General features: G+C 49.3%; 22 protein-coding genes. 19 read left to right on the top strand and 3 right to left on the bottom strand.

The window, feature by feature from the left end; genetic code table 11:
• Positions 1-55: 55 nt before the first annotated feature.
• The 5 genes from gshA to AB4875_RS02050 all read left to right on the top strand — a co-directional run bounded on the left by gshA (position 56) and on the right by AB4875_RS02050 (position 3,869).
• Positions 56-1,621 carry a glutamate--cysteine ligase gene (gshA, locus tag AB4875_RS02070; protein WP_368374378.1) on the top strand — a complete coding sequence of 522 codons (1,566 nt, stop codon included), beginning with the start codon at positions 56-58 and terminating at the stop codon, positions 1,619-1,621.
• The gene (locus tag AB4875_RS02065) at positions 1,618-2,235 is read left to right on the top strand and encodes an acyl carrier protein phosphodiesterase (RefSeq protein WP_368374377.1); all 618 of its coding nucleotides are present in this window, start codon (positions 1,618-1,620) and stop codon (positions 2,233-2,235) included. Before gshA ends, AB4875_RS02065 begins: the two co-directional genes overlap by 4 nt.
• A gap of 100 nt (positions 2,236-2,335) precedes the next feature.
• The gene (locus tag AB4875_RS02060) at positions 2,336-2,830 is read left to right on the top strand and encodes a disulfide bond formation protein B (RefSeq protein ID WP_368374376.1); all 495 of its coding nucleotides are present in this window, start codon (positions 2,336-2,338) and stop codon (positions 2,828-2,830) included.
• Positions 2,830-3,177, top strand: coding sequence for a CidA/LrgA family protein (locus tag AB4875_RS02055; RefSeq protein ID WP_368374375.1), 348 nt, complete (start codon positions 2,830-2,832; stop codon positions 3,175-3,177). Before AB4875_RS02060 ends, AB4875_RS02055 begins: the two co-directional genes overlap by 1 nt.
• Positions 3,174-3,869, top strand: a complete 696-nt coding sequence (locus AB4875_RS02050) for an LrgB family protein (protein ID WP_368374374.1) — start codon at positions 3,174-3,176, stop codon at positions 3,867-3,869. Before AB4875_RS02055 ends, AB4875_RS02050 begins: the two co-directional genes overlap by 4 nt.
• 30 nt (positions 3,870-3,899) lie before the next feature.
• Here AB4875_RS02050 and AB4875_RS02045 read toward each other — a convergent pair whose 3' ends face one another.
• A complete protein-coding gene (locus AB4875_RS02045; protein WP_368374373.1) occupies positions 3,900-5,357 on the bottom strand; it encodes an NAD-dependent succinate-semialdehyde dehydrogenase in 1,458 nt (485 codons plus the stop codon).
• A gap of 228 nt (positions 5,358-5,585) precedes the next feature.
• Positions 5,586-6,446 (bottom strand): CPBP family glutamic-type intramembrane protease, encoded by an 861-nt coding sequence (locus tag AB4875_RS02040; protein WP_368374372.1) that lies wholly within the window; start codon positions 6,444-6,446, stop codon positions 5,586-5,588.
• Between the two features lie 201 nt (positions 6,447-6,647).
• Here AB4875_RS02040 and AB4875_RS02035 point away from each other — a divergent pair, with 201 nt between their 5' ends.
• The 3 genes from AB4875_RS02035 to choxAB all read left to right on the top strand — a co-directional run bounded on the left by AB4875_RS02035 (position 6,648) and on the right by choxAB (position 10,698).
• On the top strand, positions 6,648-7,379 hold the full coding sequence (locus AB4875_RS02035; protein ID WP_368374371.1) for a lipoprotein intramolecular transacylase Lit: 732 nt from the start codon (positions 6,648-6,650) through the stop codon (positions 7,377-7,379).
• 183 nt (positions 7,380-7,562) lie between these two features.
• Positions 7,563-9,062, top strand: coding sequence for a flavin-containing monooxygenase (locus AB4875_RS02030; protein WP_368374370.1), 1,500 nt, complete (start codon positions 7,563-7,565; stop codon positions 9,060-9,062).
• Between the two features lie 10 nt (positions 9,063-9,072).
• Positions 9,073-10,698 (top strand): cholesterol oxidase, encoded by a 1,626-nt coding sequence (gene choxAB / locus AB4875_RS02025; RefSeq protein ID WP_368374369.1) that lies wholly within the window; start codon positions 9,073-9,075, stop codon positions 10,696-10,698.
• A 15-nt stretch (positions 10,699-10,713) separates the two neighbouring features.
• Here the strand turns inward: choxAB and AB4875_RS02020 are convergent, their stop codons facing one another.
• Positions 10,714-11,733 carry an AraC family transcriptional regulator gene (locus tag AB4875_RS02020; protein ID WP_368374368.1) on the bottom strand — a complete coding sequence of 340 codons (1,020 nt, stop codon included), beginning with the start codon at positions 11,731-11,733 and terminating at the stop codon, positions 10,714-10,716.
• A gap of 322 nt (positions 11,734-12,055) precedes the next feature.
• Between AB4875_RS02020 and AB4875_RS02015 the strand changes: the two genes are divergently transcribed.
• From AB4875_RS02015 to AB4875_RS01965, 11 genes are all read left to right on the top strand, one after another.
• Positions 12,056-12,523: a hypothetical protein gene (locus AB4875_RS02015; protein WP_368374367.1), complete on the top strand. Its 468-nt coding sequence runs from the start codon at positions 12,056-12,058 to the stop codon at positions 12,521-12,523.
• Positions 12,524-12,928: 405 nt separating this feature from the next.
• A complete protein-coding gene (locus AB4875_RS02010) occupies positions 12,929-13,099 on the top strand; it encodes a hypothetical protein (RefSeq protein ID WP_368374366.1) in 171 nt (56 codons plus the stop codon).
• Positions 13,086-13,472, top strand: coding sequence for a hypothetical protein (locus AB4875_RS02005; RefSeq protein ID WP_368374365.1), 387 nt, complete (start codon positions 13,086-13,088; stop codon positions 13,470-13,472). Before AB4875_RS02010 ends, AB4875_RS02005 begins: the two co-directional genes overlap by 14 nt.
• A 244-nt stretch (positions 13,473-13,716) precedes the next feature.
• On the top strand, positions 13,717-14,334 hold the full coding sequence (locus tag AB4875_RS02000; RefSeq protein WP_368374364.1) for a LysE family translocator: 618 nt from the start codon (positions 13,717-13,719) through the stop codon (positions 14,332-14,334).
• Between the two features lie 488 nt (positions 14,335-14,822).
• Complete coding sequence (locus AB4875_RS01995; RefSeq protein ID WP_368374363.1) at positions 14,823-15,794, top strand: metal-dependent hydrolase; 972 nt, start codon at positions 14,823-14,825, stop codon at positions 15,792-15,794.
• Positions 15,791-16,633 (top strand): SDR family NAD(P)-dependent oxidoreductase, encoded by an 843-nt coding sequence (locus AB4875_RS01990; protein ID WP_368374362.1) that lies wholly within the window; start codon positions 15,791-15,793, stop codon positions 16,631-16,633. Before AB4875_RS01995 ends, AB4875_RS01990 begins: the two co-directional genes overlap by 4 nt.
• 49 nt (positions 16,634-16,682) lie before the next feature.
• Positions 16,683-18,248 (top strand): flavin-containing monooxygenase, encoded by a 1,566-nt coding sequence (locus AB4875_RS01985; RefSeq protein WP_368374361.1) that lies wholly within the window; start codon positions 16,683-16,685, stop codon positions 18,246-18,248.
• A gap of 142 nt (positions 18,249-18,390) precedes the next feature.
• A complete protein-coding gene (locus AB4875_RS01980; protein ID WP_368374360.1) occupies positions 18,391-19,209 on the top strand; it encodes an SDR family NAD(P)-dependent oxidoreductase in 819 nt (272 codons plus the stop codon).
• 66 nt (positions 19,210-19,275) lie between these two features.
• Positions 19,276-20,391: a helix-turn-helix domain-containing protein gene (locus tag AB4875_RS01975; RefSeq protein WP_368374359.1), complete on the top strand. Its 1,116-nt coding sequence runs from the start codon at positions 19,276-19,278 to the stop codon at positions 20,389-20,391.
• Between the two features lie 166 nt (positions 20,392-20,557).
• Entirely contained in the window at positions 20,558-21,541 is a 984-nt protein-coding gene (locus tag AB4875_RS01970; protein WP_368374358.1) for an alpha/beta hydrolase, read from the top strand.
• 43 nt (positions 21,542-21,584) lie between these two features.
• Positions 21,585-21,878: a putative quinol monooxygenase gene (locus AB4875_RS01965; protein WP_368374357.1), complete on the top strand. Its 294-nt coding sequence runs from the start codon at positions 21,585-21,587 to the stop codon at positions 21,876-21,878.
• The last annotated feature ends 124 nt before the right edge of the window (positions 21,879-22,002 follow it).

The following is a 22,002-nucleotide window of genomic DNA, read 5'->3' as shown; positions in this document are numbered from 1 at the left end:
ACCCAGCACGGATTTACACTTAGCGGCCTTTTCAAGCTCCGCTGAGGAAGCCATTTTGGCCACATCGCTAGAACAAAGGCTGGCATTTTTTGCAGCAGCTCCACGACAACATCTCTTGCGAGAGATCCAGCGCGGCGTCGAGAAAGAAAGCCTCAGAGCCGACCCCGAGGCAATACTGGCCCAAACCGATCACCCCGCGGCGTTTGGCTCGGCCATGACCCATCCCTCAATCACCACCGATTTCTCAGAAGCCTTACTGGAGTTCATCACCCCGGTAAGCAACTCTATAGACGACACCTTAAATGAGTTAGACGCCATACATCGCTTTGCTGTGAGTGAAATGGGCGATGAAACCATTTGGAATGCGAGCATGCCCTGTCGCTTGGGCAAAAACGACAGCGACATTCCCGTCGCCCGCTTTGGCAGCAGCAATACCGCCACTATGAAAACCCGTTATCGCCTAGGTTTAGGGCACCGCTACGGTCGCAAAATGCAAACCATTGCTGGTATTCACTACAATTTCTCTCTACCCAAATCGGTGTGGGAAGAGTTACACGCCGCCGAAAATAGCGATTTGCCACTCAAGACCTATATCACCAATAACTACTTTGGCTTAATTCGTAACTTCCGCCGCTATGCTTGGCTGCTCATCTATTTATTTGGCGCCGCACCGGCAGTATCGCGCTGCTTTTTAAACGGTAAACCACATCAATTGCAGCCATTGGGAGAGCACACCCTTTACGGCCCGCACGCGACGTCACTGCGTATGGGTGACTTGGGCTATCAAAGCAACGCCCAGAAAAACCTGCACATTTGCTACAACCATTTAGATTTCTATGTGGAGACATTGAAGGGTGCCATCACCACTTCGCATAGCGACTACGAAGGTATTGCCAAGGGCGAGCAACTATCATCCGGCCTGCTCCAAATTGAAAACGAATTTTACAGCCCCATTCGCCCTAAGCGTGTCACCGAGAGCGGCGAGATTCCGCTGGGCGCCCTCTGCCGTGGTGGGGTGGAATATATAGAGGTGCGCTGTATTGATGTGAACCCCATGTTGCCGGTGGGTATTAACGCAGAGCAAATCCGCTTTATTGATGCCTTTTTACTCTACTGCCTTTATCAAGATAGCCCGCCCTGTAACGACGACCACAACGCTGAGATCAGTCGCAATTTATTGACGGTGGTGAATCGCGGTCGTGAACCTGGTCTAGAGCTAGAACAAAGCGGCAGTCCTAGGCCGCTGGCAGAATGGGCGGAAGAATTAATCGGCGAGATTGGTCGGGTTGCCGCCCAGCTCGATTCTGCCCACAGCAGCGATGCGTATAGCCAAAGCTGCGAAGCCCAACTTGCCAAGGTTCACGATGTCAGCCTCACCCCGTCGGCACAGATTTTGGCGGCGCTAGAGAAACGCAACGACAGCTACTATCACTACGCCATGGAAGAGTCGCTGCAACACGCCAAGGTATTTCGCGAGCGCGGCCTAAGCGCCGAAGAGAGCGAACGCTTTGCAAGCATGCGCGAAACCTCGATTGCTGCCCTAGCAGAGGTTGAGGCCGAGCAAAACGAAAACTTCGACGAATATCTCCGTCGCTTCTATGAGCAGTATCAGGATCTGTGAATTATCTCGCCCACTTTCATTTGGCCCACCAGCTGGCAAGTCGCACTGGCTTAGATCAACAGGGCCTATTGATTGGTGGGCTGCTAGGCGACTTTGTTAAAGGCCCACTGCAGGGTAATTATCCCGCAGCATGGGAAATCGGCATTCGCCTTCACCGCCGCATAGACGCACTCACCGACAGTCATACACTGGTTAGCGAGTGCCTCGCTATATTGCCAGCGGGCTATCGTCGCTACGGCGGCATTATGTTAGATGTGTGCTTTGATCACTGCCTGAGTCTGCGCTGGAATGAGCTACACGCAAGTCCGATTAATAGCTTTACTCAGGATTGCTATCAGCACGTACTCCTGAACAAGGGCGACTACCCGCGAGCGGCCGCAAGGCAAATACATTTTTTGGCGGAATACGATGTCCTCAGTAAAATGGACAGCTGGGATAACATTGAGGCCATGCTGGCGCGTATCGCAAAGCGAGTACCTAGAGAAAACCCCTTGAGTTACTGCGGTGGGGAACTCGCGCTTCGCCTGCCTTTTATTGAGCAGCAGTTCCTTAGCCTATACCCGGCGCTGCAGGAGCAGTTGTTTGAGGAATTTAGCAGCTTATCTACACCCTAAAAACTGAGTGAAACTGGCACCAACTGCCGCGACCAAGGTCGTACTTGTCAGTATTTACGCAATCCCCTACTGTATGGCGCTTACGGAGAGAGAAAAATCTATGTCACTGACGCCCCGATGGATATACGCTTTTATTGTTGTCTGCTGCAGCGCGCTGCTAGCGTATGCACTTTACACCCAGTATTTTGACGGTCTACACCCCTGCCCACTGTGCATTACCCAGCGCGCCTTTTTTGTTCTGACCGCCCTCGTCGCCTTAATCGCCTTAATCACCAACCCCCACCAAAACGGCCGCTATGTCAGCGCCGGGCTGATGCTGGTAACCACCATTGCCGGCGGCTCAGTGGCCTATCGCCAAGTGTGGCTGCAAAGTCTGCCACCAGATCAGGTGCCTGCCTGCGGCCCCAGCCTAGAATATATGTTTAGCAATCTACCCTTTGGCGAAGCCTTTCGCACCCTAATGTTGGGCGATGGCAACTGCGCAGAAATCGTCTGGACGCTGTTTGGCTTCAGTATGCCCAACTGGTCGCTATTCGCCTTTATCGGCCTAGGTGCTGCCGCCATCGTCAGCGCACTGCCGATGTTAAAACGCTAATGCTAGCTGGCTTTCTGACTCTGCTTGGCTGCCAACTACTGGGCGAGTTTATACAGCGCGCCTTGGACCTGCCGCTGCCCGGCCCGGTTATAGGCATGTTGCTACTATTTATTGGCCTGTGCATTCACGGCAAGGTGCCAAAAGATTTAGAAACCGGCAGTCAGCGCTTAATAGAATTACTGCCTATGCTTTTGATGGCACCGGCCGCTGGGGTATTTTTTCTGGGGGCCGGCTTTGCTGATCAGTGGCCGGCGTTTATTGCCGCCGTCACCCTTGGCACTGTGAGTACTATCGTGTTTTGCGGCTTATTAATCCGTTTTCTACACAGCCGGAACACGCCGTCATGAACGACATAATTTACGGCCCCCTGTTCGCCATCACCCTCACACTACTGGCATATCAAGGGGCGATGTTTCTGTATAACAAAAGTGGTCGCACCGCCATTTTGCACCCCACTATTAGCGGAGCCACCTTAATAGCGCTGGCATTGCTGCTGATGCAGCAGGATTATCACGCCTATTATAAAGATGTAAATTGGCTGACCTTTTTACTAGGCCCCGCCACCGTCGCCCTCGCCGTGCCGCTTTACCGGCAGCTGCATTTGCTGCGGAATATGGCCAGCACCTTACTGATTACCGTCACCACTGGCGCCATTTTCGCGTCAACATCGGCGCTGATCATCGCCTGGTTTTTTGGCGCCAATCGAGACACCCTGTTATCACTCACCACTAAATCGATCACCACCCCCATCGCCATCACCGTGACCGAAGATCTCGGCGGTATAACCACCATCGCAGTGGCATCGGTGATTCTCACCGGCGTGGTGGGCATCACCACCATTACCTGGCTATTCAATAAGTTAGATATTCAAGACGACCGTTTGTGGGGTTTTTGTCTCGGCCTTTCTGCCCATGCCATCGGCACCTCGCGGGCCTTTGAACGCAGCCCAGTGGCGGGTGCATTCTCCAGCTTGGCCCTGTGCCTAACCGGCACCTTTACGGCCGTGTTCGTGCCCTTCGCGGCGGGCTGGTTTTTATAAACCAGCCAGTATTAGCTTTGGCGTCGGCGTCTACTCAAGACCACCCATGCACATGTATTTCACAATTTGGTATTCATCAATACCGTAGTGCGAACCTTCACGACCAAAACCAGATTGTTTTACACCACCGAAGGGCGCCACTTCATTTGAAATTAAGCCGGTGTTAATGCCCACCATGCCGTACTCTAGCGCCTCAGCCACCTTCCACACCCGAGCAATATCGCGGCTGTAAAAGTAACTCGCCAAACCAAACTCAGTATCATTGGCGAGTCGAATAACCTCATCATCACTGTGGAAACGCAGTATCGGCGCAACCGGCCCAAAGGTTTCCTCATGAACAATCAGCATCTCTTGGCTTACTTCAGTAAGCACTGTTGGCTCAAAGAAACTTCCCCCAAGAGCATGGCGCTTACCGCCACTTAAAATCTTGGCCCCCAAACCTAAGGCGTTTTCAATATGCTGCTCGACCTTTAACACCGCAGCCTCGTCAATCAGCGGTCCCTGCGACACACCCTCGTCAACGCCATTACCTACTTTAAGCGCAGCCACTGCCTTAGCCAGTTTTTCAGTAAAACTCGCATAGACTTTATCGTGAACATAAAAGCGATTGGTACACACACAGGTCTGACCAGTATTGCGGAATTTAGACACCATTGCGCCCTCAACCGCGGCATCTAAGTCAGCATCCTCGAACACAATAAATGGTGCATTGCCGCCCAGCTCTAAAGACAGTTTCTTTAAGGTCGGCGCACACTGCTCCATTAATTTTCGACCCACTTCAGTAGATCCGGTGAAGGACAACTTGCGCACTTTAGGGCTGGATGTGAACTCCGCACCAATGACCCGCGACTTGCCGGTGAGAACATTAAAAACCCCAGCGGGTATACCCGCCTCTTCAGCCAAGGCCGCCAATGCCAATGCCGTAAACGGAGTGGAATCAGCGGGCCTGACTAACATCGTACAACCCGCCGCTAAGGCCGGCGCCACTTTTCTAGTAATCATGGCGGCGGGGAAATTCCACGGTGTAATGGCTGCACACACACCCACCGGCTCCTTGACCACTATCAGGCGTTTATCACTGGCTGGGCTGGGAATAACATCGCCGTAGGTCCGCTTAGCTTCTTCAGAAAACCACTCAATAAAAGACGCCGCATACTGAACTTCGCCCCGCGCCTCGGCCAGGGGCTTGCCCTGCTCTGCGGTCATAATCTGGGCGATGTCTTCGGCGTTGGCTTGAATCAAATTAAACCAGCGCCGTAAAAAAATGCTGCGCTCTTTGGCTGTCAGCTTGCGCCACGGGCTCCAAGCCAATTCGGCAGAGTCGATTGCAGCGCGAGTTTCAAGGTCGCTGAGACGGGGAATTGTGCCCAGTAACTCGCCATTCGCAGGGTTATACACCGAGGTGGTTTCGCCAGATGCTGCGTTAAGCCACAGGCCATTGATATAGGCTTGCTGGCGAAATAATTCCGGTCTGTTGAGCGTTAACATAATTTGAACCCGAGTAGAAAAAGCTAGTGGCCTAAAATGCGTCATCCCAAAATATTAGGGCATGACCTTGAATATAGCGGATGCATGGCTTTGTTGATCTTAGCGATGCCGCGCAAGCTTACAAAATATCAAACTAAATTATTATTTCCAAAACCTAGCTAAAATCGCAGCTCAGCAAGGCCTAGAGCAACTAATCTTCTATACCGACAATAGCACAGCTAAGGTCTTCTAAAACGGCCAAAATACCTTTGGTATACGGCCCTGCTGAAATAATGACGCCACATCCATTCCCACCGCAACACCAGCGTGAACAAAAAATCCGCCCCATATTGATCTAGAGCGCAGAGCTAAAATCCCCAAAAACAAGCCAAAGGAAATTGCACCAAAAGCCTCTGGCCACAGCTTAGGAAAATGAATCATCAAATACGGCACACACATTATCCACACCGCATTTGCGCCCACCGCAGGGCGCAATGCCTGTAAGAAAAAGCCGCGAAAGAAAAACTCCAAGCAAATAAATTGCGTTAAATATAGCGTCTCCCAGGCAATAAAATCGAACCAGCTGCGTCCGGCCTGTTTATAAAAAGGGTAGTGGGCCAAGAATTCGCGATTAAACGACGCGATCACAATAAACACCAGGATCGGTGACAGCAGCAATGCATAGGCTCGCCAGTGCTGTGAGGTCTCGTTCCAACGCCAGCCGAAATTTACGAGGCGGTCGCGAAATAGATATTTAATCATCAAGGCTGGAATAAGCACATAACCGACAATATGCCACGAGGTCCACCAGGCGTAGGTCGCCAACTCTAAAAAACCGGTTTGACGGATTTTCAAATACCAATAATTGGGCGCGTTTTCGGTCGCCTCACTGAAAAGCCGCAGCAGGTCTAAAAATACACTGGAATACTTAAGGTAGTGAATGAGCAACAGACATAATGATACGCAAGCCAGCACCGCAAACACCCGTCTCAGGGCCTGCGGCCGATTCAATGTATAACTTGGCGGCGAAGCATCAATGTCATCTAAAATCTGCAGAATGCGCCGTGGATGCAATGTCTGGGGGAATGTAGCTGGGGCGGCAGGTTTCATTCGTCACTCTAGGTAGATTTGTCTGAACAGTTACCAGAAATTTTATCTGCATGGTGTGACAAACAGCGACGCAAATTCTGGGGCTGACTAAGGCCGTGAAGACCAAGCTATTTCTATGATGCTCAAGATATTTCTATGATGCTATAGTTACCGCCGACATTATATAGATAGCTACGAAGGCACCCAAACACGCTATGTTTCATGTTTAAGAAATCTATATTGCCCCTAAGAAACCTTGTATACAGCACATTGAGCCTCATTCTGTGCCTGTACCTAAGCTGGCATGTCTTATTCAGCGTCGATTTTTTCTATGGTTTTTGGCATGACAATATTGGTATTGCTGAAACCATCGCTGAAACCGGCCCGCAAAACCGCTATCGCAGCGGCTTTGAAGACACTGACCGCGCGCAGCGCATTGCGATATTCCAGCAGATTTGCCAAGCCGTTACCCAACAGGGGCATGGCTTACAAGATATTTACTATTCGCCTAAAGCCAATGTCAAAATACCGTTGCTACATCATGCCGAGATAGTGCATCTGCAAGACGTGTCAAACCTAATCACCCTCACCCAAAAATTAGAGCCCTATATGCTGGCACTGTGGCTTGGGCTAGTGACGCTATTCATGATCCGCTCATGGCCGCTGCCCAGCTATAAGCAATTACTCGCCGTGAATTCAGTACTGCTGGGAGGTGTCGCTATTGCCGTCATATCAGTGGGGTGGGTAGAGGTTTTTTACGCGGCGCACCGCTGGATATTTCCCGATGATCATCAGTGGTTCTTTTTCTATCAAGAATCGCTGATGTCGATGATGATGAAGGCGCCGGATCTATTTTTATACATTGGAATTAGCATGGGCCTTTTGGCTGCTGCTTTTTTTGGGCTGATACATGCGGGCCTACACTTCATCCAAAAGAAGATGGCCGCCAGTTAAAGACCCAGCCGGCGCAGCACTGCCTTCGAACATATAGCGCCGGATATATTCCGCGCTCAGCGAACGCCACCGCATGTCCGAAATTCTACAGTGAATGTCCGCTTCCCTCCTATAAATTGGCGAATTTCACTATATGATTACACGCTGTATTTTCCGCGCTCATGACAATAATAGGAACATTTTATGGCTAATCTAGATTCTGGCGACAGCGCAAACTATACCGAGACAAAAATACTGATAGTGGGCACCGGCTTCGCCGGTCTAGGCATGGCCATCCGCCTAAAAGAGATGGGTATCAATGACTTCACCATCATCGAGCGCGCCAACGATGTCGGCGGCACCTGGCGTGATAATCACTACCCGGGGGCCGCTTGCGATGTGCCATCCCATCTGTATTCCTTTTCCTTTGAGCCGAACGCCGAATGGTCACGGGTCTATCCCAGCCAGCCCGAGCTAGAAAGCTATTTGCAAAAAGTCACCGACAAATATCAGCTGCGCTCACATATCTGCTTTGATCACAGCCTCAGCAAAGCCACCTATGACGAAATTAGCGGCCAGTGGTTGGTCAACACCAGCGGCGGCAATTTTAAAGCGCGCTTTGTTATCAGCGGCAACGGTGGTTTAGCTGAGCCAAAGCTCCCCGACATTCCGGGCGTAGAGACCTTCACCGGTCATCACTTTCACTCGGCAAACTGGGATCACGACTACGCGCTGCCGGGCAAACGGGTCGCGGTTATCGGCACCGGCGCATCAGCTATTCAGTTTGTGCCAGAGATTGCCGGTGTACCTAAGCAACTATCGGTTTTTCAGCGCACACCCAACTGGATAATCCCCCGTGGCGACCGGCCCTATAGCCGATTCGAGAAGTGGATTTTTAAGCATATCCCCTTCGTTCAAAAAATCGTTCGCGCCAAGATTTATTGCCAAAACGAAACCCGTGTACTGGGTATGGTACTTCATCCCGCACTGATGAAATTATTTCGACGCGCAGCCACAAACCACATGCAGCGTCAGGTGACAGACCCGGCGATGTGGCCAAAACTCACGCCCAACTTCCCGGTGGGTTGCAAGCGTATTCTTATTTCCAATGGCTGGTATCCGGCCCTACAAAAACCCAATGTAGATCTTGTTACCGACGGTATAAAAGAGATTCGCGAACACAGCATTGTCACTAATGACAATGTCGAACGTGAAGTCGACTGCATTATTTTCGGCACCGGCTTTTACGCCACCGACAATCCCATCGCAGGGAAAATCTACGGCCGCGATGGTCTGCAACTGGCAGAGGCATGGAAAGACGGTGAGGAGGCCTATTTAGGTGCCAGCGTTCACGGCTTCCCTAATTTCTTCTTTATTGTTGGCCCCAATGTCACCCTTGGTCACAGCTCCATGGTGTATATGATCGAAACCCAAGTGAATGCGATTAGCCGCGTGCTCCAGACCATGGAAGAAAATAGCTCAGCAACTGTCGAAGTGAAATTAGCCGTGCAGCAAGAGTATAATGAAGGCCTACAAAAATTATTAGGCGGCTCGATATGGGCGACCGGCTGCGACAGCTGGTATAAGCATCGCACCGGCAAGATCACCCAATTATGGCCGGGCTTTACCTTTACATTCCGGCGCCGGAACCAAGACTTTAAGCTATCAGATTATCATTTTGATTCGCTAGCTAATAACAGTTAGGCAATATTTCATGACCGCAAAATACGATTTCGACGTAATCATTATTGGCTCAGGGTTTGGCGGCAGCGTTTCGGCTTTACGCCTTAGCGAGAAGGGCTATTCGGTTGGCATAATGGAAATGGGCCGGCGCTGGGACGCGTCCAATATGCCATCGACAAACTGGAAGATTTGGAATTTTATGTGGCGGCCACTGCTTGGTCTGCGCGGATTTTTTAGCTTACGTTTTTTCAAGCACGTTATGGTCTTACACGGCAACGCCGTGGGGGGCGGGTCAGTAACCTATGCCAATACCTTGCTGGTTCCACCCAATTCTGTTTGGACTGACGGCAGCTGGGCAGGTTTAGATAATTGGCAAGCGGTAATGCCAGATCACTACGCAACCGCCCAGCGTATGCTGGGTGTAAATACCAACAAACGCCCCGCCGCCGCAGATTTTGCCCTAGAGAAAATGGCGATCGCCCAGAAAAGACACGACACCTATTATAAAACCGAAGTCGGTGTTTTCTTTGGTGATGACGACGATACCACCGGTGGCAAGCGCTATGCTGATCCGTATTTTGACGGCGAAGGCCCCGACCGCTATAGCTGCATAGGCTGCGGCAGTTGCATGACCGGCTGCATCCATGACGCGAAAAACTCGCTAGATAAAAATTATCTGTATCTTGCCGAGAAAAAGGGCGCCAAGGTTTTTGAGGAGACGCGTGTCACTAATGTCAAACCATTAGAAAATGCTGATGGCGAACATGGCTACGAAATTTTTACCGCTCACGGCACATCACCATTCGGGAAAAATAAACGGCGCTTTACCGCCAAGAAAGTTATTTTCTCAGCAAGTTCTTTAGGTACCCAAGAGCTATTATTTAAGTTGAAACAATCTGGCTCCATGCCAAATATTTCTGATGAACTGGGCAAGCGCGTCCGCACCAATTCCGAATCCTTGTTAGCGTTGCGATTCTCCGGTGCTGAAGATATGTCTAAAGGCGTGGCTATTGGCTCGGGATTCTATCTTGACGAACACACCCATATTGAAGCCACCCGTTACGGCGAGGGCCACGATTTACTCAGCCTGCTATTTACGCCCTTAACCGGCGGTAAACCCGGTATCGGCCGCCCACTTTTATGGCTTTTCACGCTGCTGTCTTCCTTTTTGCGTCACCCTATTAAAATGGCCCGCGCCTGTAATCCAGTCGGCTTTGCCAAAGAGACTATTATTTTTCTGTGCATGCAAACCGTCGACGGCCACTTGAATATGCGTTACCGCCGTCCTTGGTATTTCCCCTTCAACAAGGTTCTGCAAACGGAGGGTGATCCCATTCCTTCGTTTATTCCAGCAGCTAATAAATTTGTCGCCGACAGTGCCGAGCAAATGAACGGCACAGGTGCCAGTGTGGTATCAGAATTATTTTTTAATGTTCCCACCACGGCGCACTGCATGGGTGGCTGCGGTATGGGAGAGTCTAGCAATGACGGGGTAATCGACAGCCAGAATCGTTTGTTTGGCTATAAAAATGCCTATGTCTGCGACGGCTCTATGCTCGGCGCCAATCTTGGCGTTAATCCCAGCCTGACCATCACCGCCCTAACTGAGCGCGCCATGAGTTTTATCCCATCGAAGGATACGATAGCTAGCGCCTAGTGATATTCCCGAGGTCTAAACCCTGCGGCCCTGCTTGCGCAATACCCCTGGGGTTTGGCCGCTCATACGTTTAAAGGCTTGTGAGAAACTGGAAGCGTCTGCGTAGCAAAGTCGCTCGGCAATTTGTTCTACGCTAAGCCGGGTTCCGGTGAGCATTTCTTCAGCCAGCGTCATGCGTATCTCATCCACTAATTGGCGGAAGGAGGTGCTCTCGGCGGCGAGCTTTCTGCGTAGGGTTCGCGACGTCATACACAGTGATTCCGCCACTAACTCCATATCCATACTCATAGGTCGCTGTCGCAATAAGATATCGCGAACCTTCCCTGACACCCCCTGCCTTGCCATGCGCTTGGCGACCAACTCGGAGCACTGCTTATCTAATAAACTGGCGGTTGCGTTGTTACCCACTACACGGGGCTCATCTAACAAGGTACGGGGAAATATCAATTCATTGCGCGGCGCCGAAAAATCCACGCGGCCACCAAAGAAGGTTTCGTAAAGCTCAGCATGTGGAGGCCGGGCATGCTGAAACCGCACCCACTCTGACCCTAATTTTGGTCCGCCGATCTCGCGCATAATAATCATCGCGGCATGAATTTCCCGCTCTATCGAGAACAAGGTAATATCCCTAGGGACATCAGAACTATCAAACATCAAACTGGCGTGCTCGCCCTCCTCCTTTACGGTAAAACCCGAAAAGACAAAGGTGAGCTCCTGATAATTTTGCGACAACTCCATCGCCTTGCGGGTGGTTGGGCTGCTGGCCAGCGCAAAGCCCCAAATACCATAGGCAGAAAGGTGGTAGCGAGCACCAGCCAATAGACCTAAACCCGCTACGCTCGGCAATTCAGCAAGTAAATTACGGACAACCGCCATTTCACTGCTGGCCTCAACCACCGTTTCCGGGTTATCGATGCTCGCCCGGTCAAGTCCGGTATCGCGGAGTAAAGCCGACAAGCTTGCGCCATATTCCAAGCCCAGCGCCACCAAGATTTGGACGCTGGTAACACTTCGGCAGAAATCCCAACTTTTCATTCTTGTCCCCGCTGGTTTGCAGGTGAGTGGTGTCAAAGAAACCGGCGAGGAGTACATTCGCCCGCCGCCAGCCATGTCCGAAATTCAACATAGCTTAGCAATTACCCGGTGGCTCGTATAATACTTTTCGCACCCGGACTCCCGCACCCCTGCGCTGAGCAGGGCCTTAACAACAACAAGATCGACCTCTGCATCTCACTGATATAAAGCCGGTAAGCGGACGACATCCGACCTACTTCACAAAAACCTTCAAAATCAACCTAGTGATTTTCTACGTAAACCCGCTAACTAACTTTGATTGATTCCTATTACGAGGTACTACGTGCTGATTAAACTAGCCCAATTCGGCTTGCCGATTTGGTTTATTACCAGCTTTTCTCTGTGGGTCTGGCTCCCAACGCCAGTGCTGCTGGCGATCACACCCTATGTAAGCGCGGCCCTGCTTGCGGCTATTGGCGGTATACTCGGCCTCGTCCTCTATCAACTCCACAGTGGCAAGCATCATCGCCCTAAAAGCTTTTATGGCGTATTAAGCGCAGCACTACTATCGCCCCCTGTCGCCTTTATCTTCGCCTATAAGCTAGTGATCGTGCTCAGCCTATACCCACTTCGCGAACTTGCCGCACTCGCCTGGTTCTTAAGCTCCATGGGAGCGGTACTCACCGTTATAGTTGGGCGCTTAATGAGTGACATTGTCTCGGCGCAACCGAACTATACCTATCAAAACCACCTAAACACCCAAGCCAAACCACGCCAGAATCTAAGCCCGCTGCAAGCCACGCCAAAGTGAGAATATAAGAGTTAAACCCCAAGGCTAGGATGGTTCGTAACTTAGACTCTAGTAACTCTCCCTCTCCAGTATGATACGCTTAATTCGTGGTAAAACCGCCAGATCGACGCAGCCAAAATTCCATGATTAAGAGACAGAAGCTATTCTTTCGTAAATTAAATCCCTAAGTTATTGAATTATACTTACGTGGGTATATGATCAAGGAAAAGGGATGTTAGGCAGGAATAAAGGGAATTAATCTTCATTTGTCCACGGCGTGCTAATACCGTTGCGACTACCTCCTTGAATTCCCCAATAATGTTTAACTTCCGTTGAGACCCTCCCTTTGATAAGTAGCCCTACTCTCTGTAACGAACTGTTATGTGTCAGCCGGGCTGGTATTGAGAATTAACGGAGAAGTAATGCATGGGAACCATTTCTTTTTTTGGCCTTATCATTTTCATTATTGGCGGGTTGGGCCTTCTCATTGTCGCGTTTAAGCAAAATATCTTTTGGGGAGTAGCTATCATCATAATTGCCCGTGCGCTAGGCGTTAATATTAAACCCAACTACGGAGATTTCAATGAAAATGATTAGACTTATATCTTTATTTGTTGCCATTATTTTTGTATCCGGCTGCACTACTATGGCTGATTCGATAGCAGCGAAGGGGACCGGGCCACATAGAATTTATGAAAAATCGAAATCAGAAGTATGGCCTGTAGCTGTAGAGGCCGTTAATTCCGTAGGATTACAACTGGTGACCGCGAATGAGTCCTCAAACATGATTTTGGCTCAAAGAGGAATAACCGCTTTTAGCTACGGAGAAAATGTAGCAATTTTCGTAGAAGATTACGAGAATCAGCAATGTCGCGTAGAAATCGTATCCAAGAAATCGATGGAAACAAATGTATTTGCACCAGATTGGTCGGATTCAATATTTGACTACTTGGACTCTAAATTAAAATAGATTTTTACCAGAGCAGCCACTCGGAAAGCTACTTGGGTTTATACCCGACATTTTTATGGTAACGAAAGAACAGCTAGCAACTGAAATTCAAGACTTCGGCTTTTTCATCAGCAGGAAATGACATCATGGTATGAATGTTTTCATTATTGCGCGAAAAATTCACTCATAATAAATCAACAACGAATGATGCCGCTATGCTGATCATTTCTATACTTGCTGCGTAAAAAAGGAGTTTCAATCAGGCATGGCTATGTTTGAAGCAATAACGCTTTTCTTAGTGATGCTGCCATTGGCTGCAATGCCAAGCTCGAGTGTCGCTTTGGTAGTGGCCAGATCTGTCAGCTCCGGGCGAATGAGTGGGGCTTTCACCGCGCTAGGCGTGGTGGCGGGTGATTTGATATTCGTCGCAATGGCGCTGGCGGGCATGAGCGTTTTGGCGGAGTGGCTCGGCGCCCTGTTTTCTGTGGCTAAATATTGTGGTGGCATTTATTTAATTTGGCTGGGACTGACCATTCTCAGATCCAAATCATCTCTGGAATTTCAGAGTACGCCTGTTACTAAAGCCTCCTATTTTACAGATTTTCTGGCGGGGCTATTTCTGACACTAGGCGACGTTAAAGCAATATTATTTTATGCCAGCCTTTTTCCCAGCTTGATTGAAATGGATCAGATCGGCGCTGGTGACGTATTAGCGGTAGCAATGATTACCATTGTGACCGTTGGTGGCGTGAAGTTGGCCTATGCGGTATTTGCATCGCGAATCGTTGCTAAGCTGCGGCATAGGGTGGCGTCGGACTTGCCAAGAAAGCTGGGTGGAACCCTAATGATTGGCTGTGGCTCAGTACTTCTCACAAAAGCATGAACTGCCAACAAATCGTTGCAGCCATAAAAATACTTTTACTCTGAACAAGCACTTTCGTGAATGTCACTCTTAATGTCGGCTCAAGCAGGATGCCGGCTAAAAGGTGATAACGCTCCTTCAACTATACTTATCAACCACCTTACTATCTTGCAAGTCCGCTTGGCATATCGCTTTTCGATCTAGGCTTTTTCCCTTCTAGTATCGCCTTCCAGCTGTGCCAATATCTTGCTGACTTAATCAATATGCGCAAGCCTTTAGATGGTATCGGCGACGGCCCTATTGGCTTGATAGTGCCTAAAATAATTTGAGCTTAAGTGCCGACTCACCGAGCACAATCGTTACTGTTTGAGTAATAGGGTCGTCGCTGGGTGTATAGCAATCATAATCCGCCAAAGCGGACTTCAATGGTGCCCAAAATGACTAATTCGCCAGCAGGCAAGGTGCTAACGTCTGTACACAGATAAAAACGATAAAAATGGAGCAAGAAGATGACTTCGGCTAGACAAAAAATTGACTACAACGATGTTGTTCAGCATCGCAATGTTGCGTTTAATTTGGACGAAGCCAAGATTCCACGTTACTGGTTGGATAAAGACCCTTGGCTCACTCATTATATGAACGCTATTTTCTGCAATGTGCCCCGTGGCGAGCGCTTTGTAATGAAGGCTACCACCAAGCAGCTTGATAAAATTAGTGACCCCTCCATTCGCAAGGCAGCTATCGCTTTTATTAGGCAAGAGGGCAGTCACGCCAAGGCCCACGATGGCCTGAACAAAGTATTGGCGTCGCAGGGCTTGCCGATAAAAAATGCAGGGATGATGGTTGATGCCATTTTCTCCGCCTATGATCGCTATTTGCCCGACGTTATGAAATTCGCTTTTGCGGCGACCGGCGAGCATTTTACGGCAACACTGTCTGCCGCTATGCTAGAAAACCCCGAGCTGTGGGATGACACACCAGAAGATGTTGCGGCGCTGGCCTTTTGGCATTTTGTTGAAGAAGTTGAACATAAGTCGGTAAGCTTCGACGTCTATAAAGACACCTGCGGTGAAGGCGCTTACAGCTATGCGGTACTCATGGCCACGCTGGGTTTGGGTGTCAGTACCCTATTTACCGCAGCCCACCTGAGCTGGATTTATTTACTAGTTAAAGACAAACAGATCACCAATGTTCGCTCAGCCGCTAAGACCGCCAAAAAGCTGCTCTTTAGTCCCGGTATTTTCACTAAGACCTTCGTCTCTGAGGTCGTCCCTTTTCTCTCACCGAAATTTCACCCCTGGGATAACGACAACCGCTTTATGATAAATGTATGGAAGGAAAAGTATGATGAAACCGGTGATCCGGTCCAAGCGTATCACGCCTTTCGCCAATGGCATGCGGCGCAAAACGGCAGCACCTACTCCCCCAACCGTGGCTCTGAAAAAGTAGCTGCAAAAACTAATGTGCAGGCAATAGCATGATTGGCCGTAAACGGAAGACCTATAAACCCTCGCAAGGTGCCGCCGCCGTTGTTACTGGCGCCGCCAGCGGGATTGGCCGTGGCTTTGCCTATGAAATAGTTCGCCGCGGCGGCTCTGTAATTTGTGTAGACGTAGACGAGCAAGGTGCTAAGGCAGTTGCTGAAGAATTGTCATCTTTGGGTGAAGGCCGGGCGATTGGCTACCAGTGTGATGTATCAGATGCCGCACAAATGGAAACCCTTGCCAATAAAGCAGACGAACTCCTTGGTAGGCCCGTTACCTTGCTTATCAATAACGCCGGCGTGTGGGTTGGCGGGCCAATGGGCAAGGTGTCACTGGAAGACTGGCGCTGGTGTTTAGATGTAAATCTGTGGGGCGTCATTCATGGCTGCCACTTTTTCACGCCTAAGTTTAAAGAGCTTGGCTACGGCGGCATTATTAATGTCGCCTCTATAGCTGGCTTTACGGCAGTACCATCATTTACCACATATAACGTTACAAAATCTGCGGTAATGTCACTGTCAGAAACATTGGCAGCCGAACTAACGGGCACTGATATTCAGGTTACTGCCTTATGCCCATCCGCGGTAAAAACTAATGTTGTAGCCAATGGCAGATTGTCAGAACGCACGAGTAAGATGGCCAATAAGGTTATTGGTACCTCGGTTTTTTCTGAGACGCCGGAACAAGTCGCGCGGACTTCACTAAATGCCTTAGACAGACGTGATATGTATATCATGCCGCAATTCGACAGCCGTTTATTGTGGCGGCTTAAACGGTTTGCTCCGCGCACATACGCCAAGATTATTGGCGAAGTGTATAAATCAAATTCGGCATAGCACCTAAGCTAGGACATCACATTTACACGCAAATATTCTAGGATGAACCATGGGTGCTGCAGAGCAACATATTAAAGACGCCAAGCTCACGAAGCTTAAACCGGAGTCGGTATCAACGAGCATTCCCGACTATGAAGTGCTCATTATTGGCGCTGGAATATCGGGTATGGCTGCCGCCATTGAGCTTAAACGTCGGGGTATAGAATCCTTTCAAATACTTGAGCGGGCAGACGACGTTGGCGGTACTTGGCGCGATAATAACTACCCAGGCATTGCGGTAGACATTATGTCTTTTGTCTACACCTATTCTTTTGAGCAAAACCCAGATTGGTCTAGGCTGTATGCGCCCGGAGCCGAGTTAAAACGCTATATGCGCAAAGTGGCGTGTAAATACGGCTTATACCGGTCTACGCGTTTTGGTGTTGTGGTAAATAGCGCAGAATTTGACGAAAGTAAATCGCTATGGCGAGTAAACACTAATCAAGGGTTTTTCACAGCTCGCCATTTGACGTCTGCGGTTGGTAGTTTGGTAGAGCCAAAAAAACCAACCATACGCGGGATTGACGACTTTCAGGGCAAGTGTATGCACACCGCCCGCTGGGACCAAGACTATGATTTAACAGGTAAGCGAGTTGCCTTGATTGGCACTGGCGCCACTGGTGTGCAAGTGGTGCCCGAGATAGCTGAGCAAGTTGAACACTTAGATGTTTACCAGCGTACGCCTATTTGGATTATTCCTAAACCAGATGCACGCACGCCTTTTTGGCTGCGCACCTTGTTTCGTCTTTCTAGCACAGCACAAAAAGGCATGCGTCTGAGCACCCACGCCCTGACCGAGCTGGTCATGGTTGTTGGCGTCACTTATTTCAAGCAGATGCCGTGGCTGGTGCGAATGCTTGAAAACGTTTGTCTCAAAAACTTGCATAAGCAGTTGCCGGAGCAGCCAGATCTTTGGAAGAAGCTCACACCAAAATATGGCTTTGGGTGCAAACGACCTACATTCTCCAATGAATATTTTAAAACCTTTAGCCGCGACAATGTAGAGCTTGTGACAGATTCCATTGACTGCATTACCGCCAGCGGAATTAAAACCAAAGACGGCAAAGAACGAGAAATTGACGTCTTAATATTGGCTACTGGTTTTGAGGTATTCGGCAAAAAAAGCTTTCCCACTTATCCGGTTCTAGGGCGCGGTGGTATTGATCTGCGTGAATATTGGTATACAAACCGCTATCAGGCATTTGAAGGTCTAACGGTGCCCGGCTACCCGAATTTTTATATGTTTATGGGACCGTATGCGCTGACGGCGACCTCGTACTTTGTAATGGCCGAAGGCAACGCCGTCCATATGGCCCGCTGTGTTGAAGAAGCCCGCAAGCGCGGAGCCGAGGTGGTGGAGGTAAAACAGGAAGTACACGACAGATACTTTGAAGAAATTCAAAAGCGCCAGCAAAGCACTGTATTTTTAAATAATAATTGTGGCGATTCTAGCAGTTATTACTTTGATCACCACGGTGACGCGCCGCTTGCTAGGCCGTCAACGTCGATGGAAATGCTACTAAGAGCCAAGTATTTATCGATGGATAACTATCGGTTTATTCGGGGAAATCGTTAGAGTGGCTATTGTCAAAATCATGTTATGAAAATGAATATAAGAATAAATAATAGAATTGCTACTAGCTGAAAGTGACAGGGGGTTATCCACCCTAGCCCTACTTTCTTTAATAATTACTTTAGACAAAAAGGCATCGTTTACTATGACAACTAATTTGATAAAAGGCGGACGTGCCGTTATTACCGGCGCTGGCAGCGGCATTGGCGAGGCAACAGCGCTACGCTTTGCCGGCATGGGAGCAGCAGATATTGTTTGTGTAGACATAGAGCTAGATGCTGCAGAAAACACCGCCGCACAATGTCGCAAGCTCGGCGCAAAGGCGCAGGCCTACAAATGTGACGTGGCCGATGCTAAAGCGCAGCTCGCACTGGCCGAAATCGTTGAGACCGAACGCGGGCCTGTCGATATCTTAGTCAACAATGCGGGTGTGGGTAGTGGTGGGCCCTTTTTAGACTTGTCTATTGAAGATTGGGACTGGTTAATGGGTATCAACTTAAATGGTGTAAGTTATGGCTGCTACGCCTTTGGCCCCGCCATGGTAAAACGCGGTCGTGGCCACGTGGTCAACGTGGCCTCAGGAGCCGCTTATATGATGAGCCGCAGCGCAGCGGCTTATTGCGCTTCTAAGGCAGCGGTAGTGGCTATGTCGCGCTGTCTGCGTTCAGACTGGGCTGACCAAGGTGTGGGCGTAAGCGTCATTTGCCCCGGTGTTATTAATACCCCTCTATATAAAACGAATACCCGGATGGTGGGCCGCACCGAAGAACAGCTAAAACGTACCGCGGGTATCTTTGAAAAACTCGGTCATTCACCAGACTTGGTGGCTAAGGCGATTGTTAAATCAATTCAGAAGAACCAAGAGCAAGTGCCAGTAGGCATTGAAGCCTCGGTACTCTACCGCGCAATACCGCTGCTGCCCCGTCCTATCGAGGGTTTAATCACCCGGCATATGACGCTTTAAACAGATTCTGGCGATGCGAATTAGCCGACTTCCGGCACTCTAATAAAGTTGAGGGAACTATGTATAATGGCGATTAATCTTTTCTATCAGGTAGCGCCAATGAGCAGCAAGCTGACAGGTCGCCAGCGACAAAATAATAAAGTTGGCAATGGTTTAAGAATCAGCGACGTGTCTAGTAATCACCTAAACTTGTTAGCTTGGGTGCTTGAAAGACAGGGTAAAGACCCCAGGACGATTCTCGCCAAGCTCGGCATTACTACACCCTCGAGAAATGATCCTGTTGACCGGGTGCCAGTCATTACTATTATTCAAGCCTTGGAGGAGATCCAGCGTGGCAGTGACGACCCCTGCGCAGCCTTAAAACTCTATGGGCACATGAAGTTATCACACCTTAATGTATTAGGTTTTGCACTTTCCTGCAGTAGTAATTTGCAAGATTTTTTAGAGCGCGCATGTCGGTTTACTCAATACGTTAGCTCGGCCTTTGCGTTTGACTACCAAGAATTCGATGACCACTACAGAATTAGTGGTGGCTGGAACCCCACCGTTTATGAAGAGCAACTCAAAAACGTGCCCAATGCGCAGCTGCTATTGGAATGTGGTGGTTACTCGGCCCTAAGTATGATGAGAGAAGCTTACGGTGAGTCGCTGCCGATACTGAGACTTTATTTACCGGGTCACCCCCACCCAAAAGTAGTTGCAGCGTTTGAAGAAGCTACCCAATGTCCTGTGGAGACTGGCGGTGATTATTTAAGCGCGATCTTTAGCAAAGATGTATTTACAAAGCGACTACCTGGTGCCAACCCACAGCTGGCACGCGTGAATGACCAGCAAATAGTGGAGTATTTGGCAGAAATCGAACAGAGCGACCTTGTTCATCGCTGCGAGCGATTGATAATTGAAGGTATTGCCAACGGTACAGAGTACAAGTTAACGGATGTTGCCAAGAAGCTTGGCACCAGCGAGCGCTCACTCAAGAAAAATTTAAGCGATCATAAGCAAAATTTTAGCGATATTGTTGCACGCATTAAAAAGACCTTGGCGATACAGCATTTACAAGAGAATAAAAAGAATATCAGCCAAATTGCCTATAGCTTAGGTTTTGATGGGCCGAGTAATTTCAGTCGCGCCTTTCGACGTTGGACGGGCGTCTCACCGCGAGACTATAAGCGGGACTGTTAAGATAAAACGTATTAGTAAAAATTAAAAAAATAAATTATATATTTTTCAATAGTAAGTGGGCTGCGGCCAGACATTGATTATGGGCGCTTACTAAATATACCGCTTTCACTAAATAATAAATCGTTTAGCATCCTTGTGTTTAAAGTAAATTTTTCAGGAAATCCTTATGTCTTCACTAGCAGCGAAAACCCTAGATCTGGCCTTTCGGGCATTGATGGTTCGGGACCTAAGTACCCATGATAAGCTGGTTAAACAAACTCGCAGGCTCATTAAATTTGTGCGGCCACCTGCAATGCTGCCTAGCGGTGTGACTGTTCGCAAGACCACAATTGCCAATACACCAGGGGTTCCGCCTGGAAGTCCCGCCTATTGTGTGAGCACCAAAAATCCCACATCGACGGTTTTATACGTACACGGTGGCGCATTTATTTGTGGTGTGTTTTCCACCTATGCAAATATCTGTGGCCAGCTGGCGAAACGACTAAACGCGCGGGTGTTTTGGGTAGACTATCGCCTTGCCCCCGAGATGCCATACCCCGCTCCCCTGGATGATGTTTTTAACGCTTATAGCGCACTTGCTACAGATTACCCGAAGCAGCCATTGGCTATTATTGGTGATTCCGCAGGTGGCAACTTAGCGCTGGGCACCCTATTGCGCGTGCGAGATACCGTTGCGTCGGGTGAGTGTGATTCAAGTCTACGCCTACCGGCTTGTGTCGTGGCCATGTCGCCGATCACCGACTTTGCTAGCGAACTGCCTTCGAGAAAAGCGAATGCTAAATCCGACTGCGTGTTAACACCTCAGATTATACAATTTGCGGGTGAGATGTATCTAAACGGACATGATCCCCGCGATCCCTATGTCTCGCCGGTTTACGGCGTCCTTCAAGGCCTACCACCCATCATGATGGCCGTCAGCGACATTGAAGCGATGCGAGATGATGTCTACCGGTTTGCGCACTGCGCTAGGAAAGAGGGCGTGCGGGTAGAAATACTTAGCCGTGACGATGTTCCACATGCATGGCCAGTTCTCTACAGCATACTACCTGAGGCGCGCAAAGATATTGCTGAAATCTCTCGGTTTATGCGGACTCATTTGCAGACGGACAGTTTTATAAAAGGGGTGGCTTCCGGTAGAAATGCTGCCTAAAAACATTGGGTTAGAAAATACATTTTATAAGAGGACGAGAGTTATGAGCGTAAAGGTAATGCTAGAAGTGCAATCTAAGCCAGAGTGCATTGACGATTTGAAAGCTACTTTTGAAAGTACGCTTCCAGATACTCGAAGCTATGAGGGATGTATTAACCTTCAAGTTATTGGCAACCAAGACGATCCCTTGAATATAGTTCTTTTAGAGACCTGGGAAACCAGAAAGCACTATGAAAAATACCTAACTTGGAGAGCCGAATCCGGTTCATTAGAGGCCCTTGGCTCCATGTTATCGAAAGCACCCAGCATTCGATATTTTGACGAATTGGATATTTAAGGCTTATAACAAGTGGTGCTAGCGGGATGCAGGAAATCTGCATCCCTGCTGGGGCTGGGGAAAATTGGCGCTGGCAATGAGAGCTTTCTATAGCTGATCTGATGTGACTCCACCTCCTAGACCC

Origin of the sequence: Zhongshania sp. R06B22 (assembly GCF_040892595.1) — a bacterium.
GTDB classification, from domain to species: Bacteria; Pseudomonadota; Gammaproteobacteria; order Pseudomonadales; family Spongiibacteraceae; genus Spongiibacter; species Spongiibacter arctica.
Note: the sequence above shows the minus strand (reverse complement) of the source record. Positions and strands in the feature narration are given on the sequence as shown.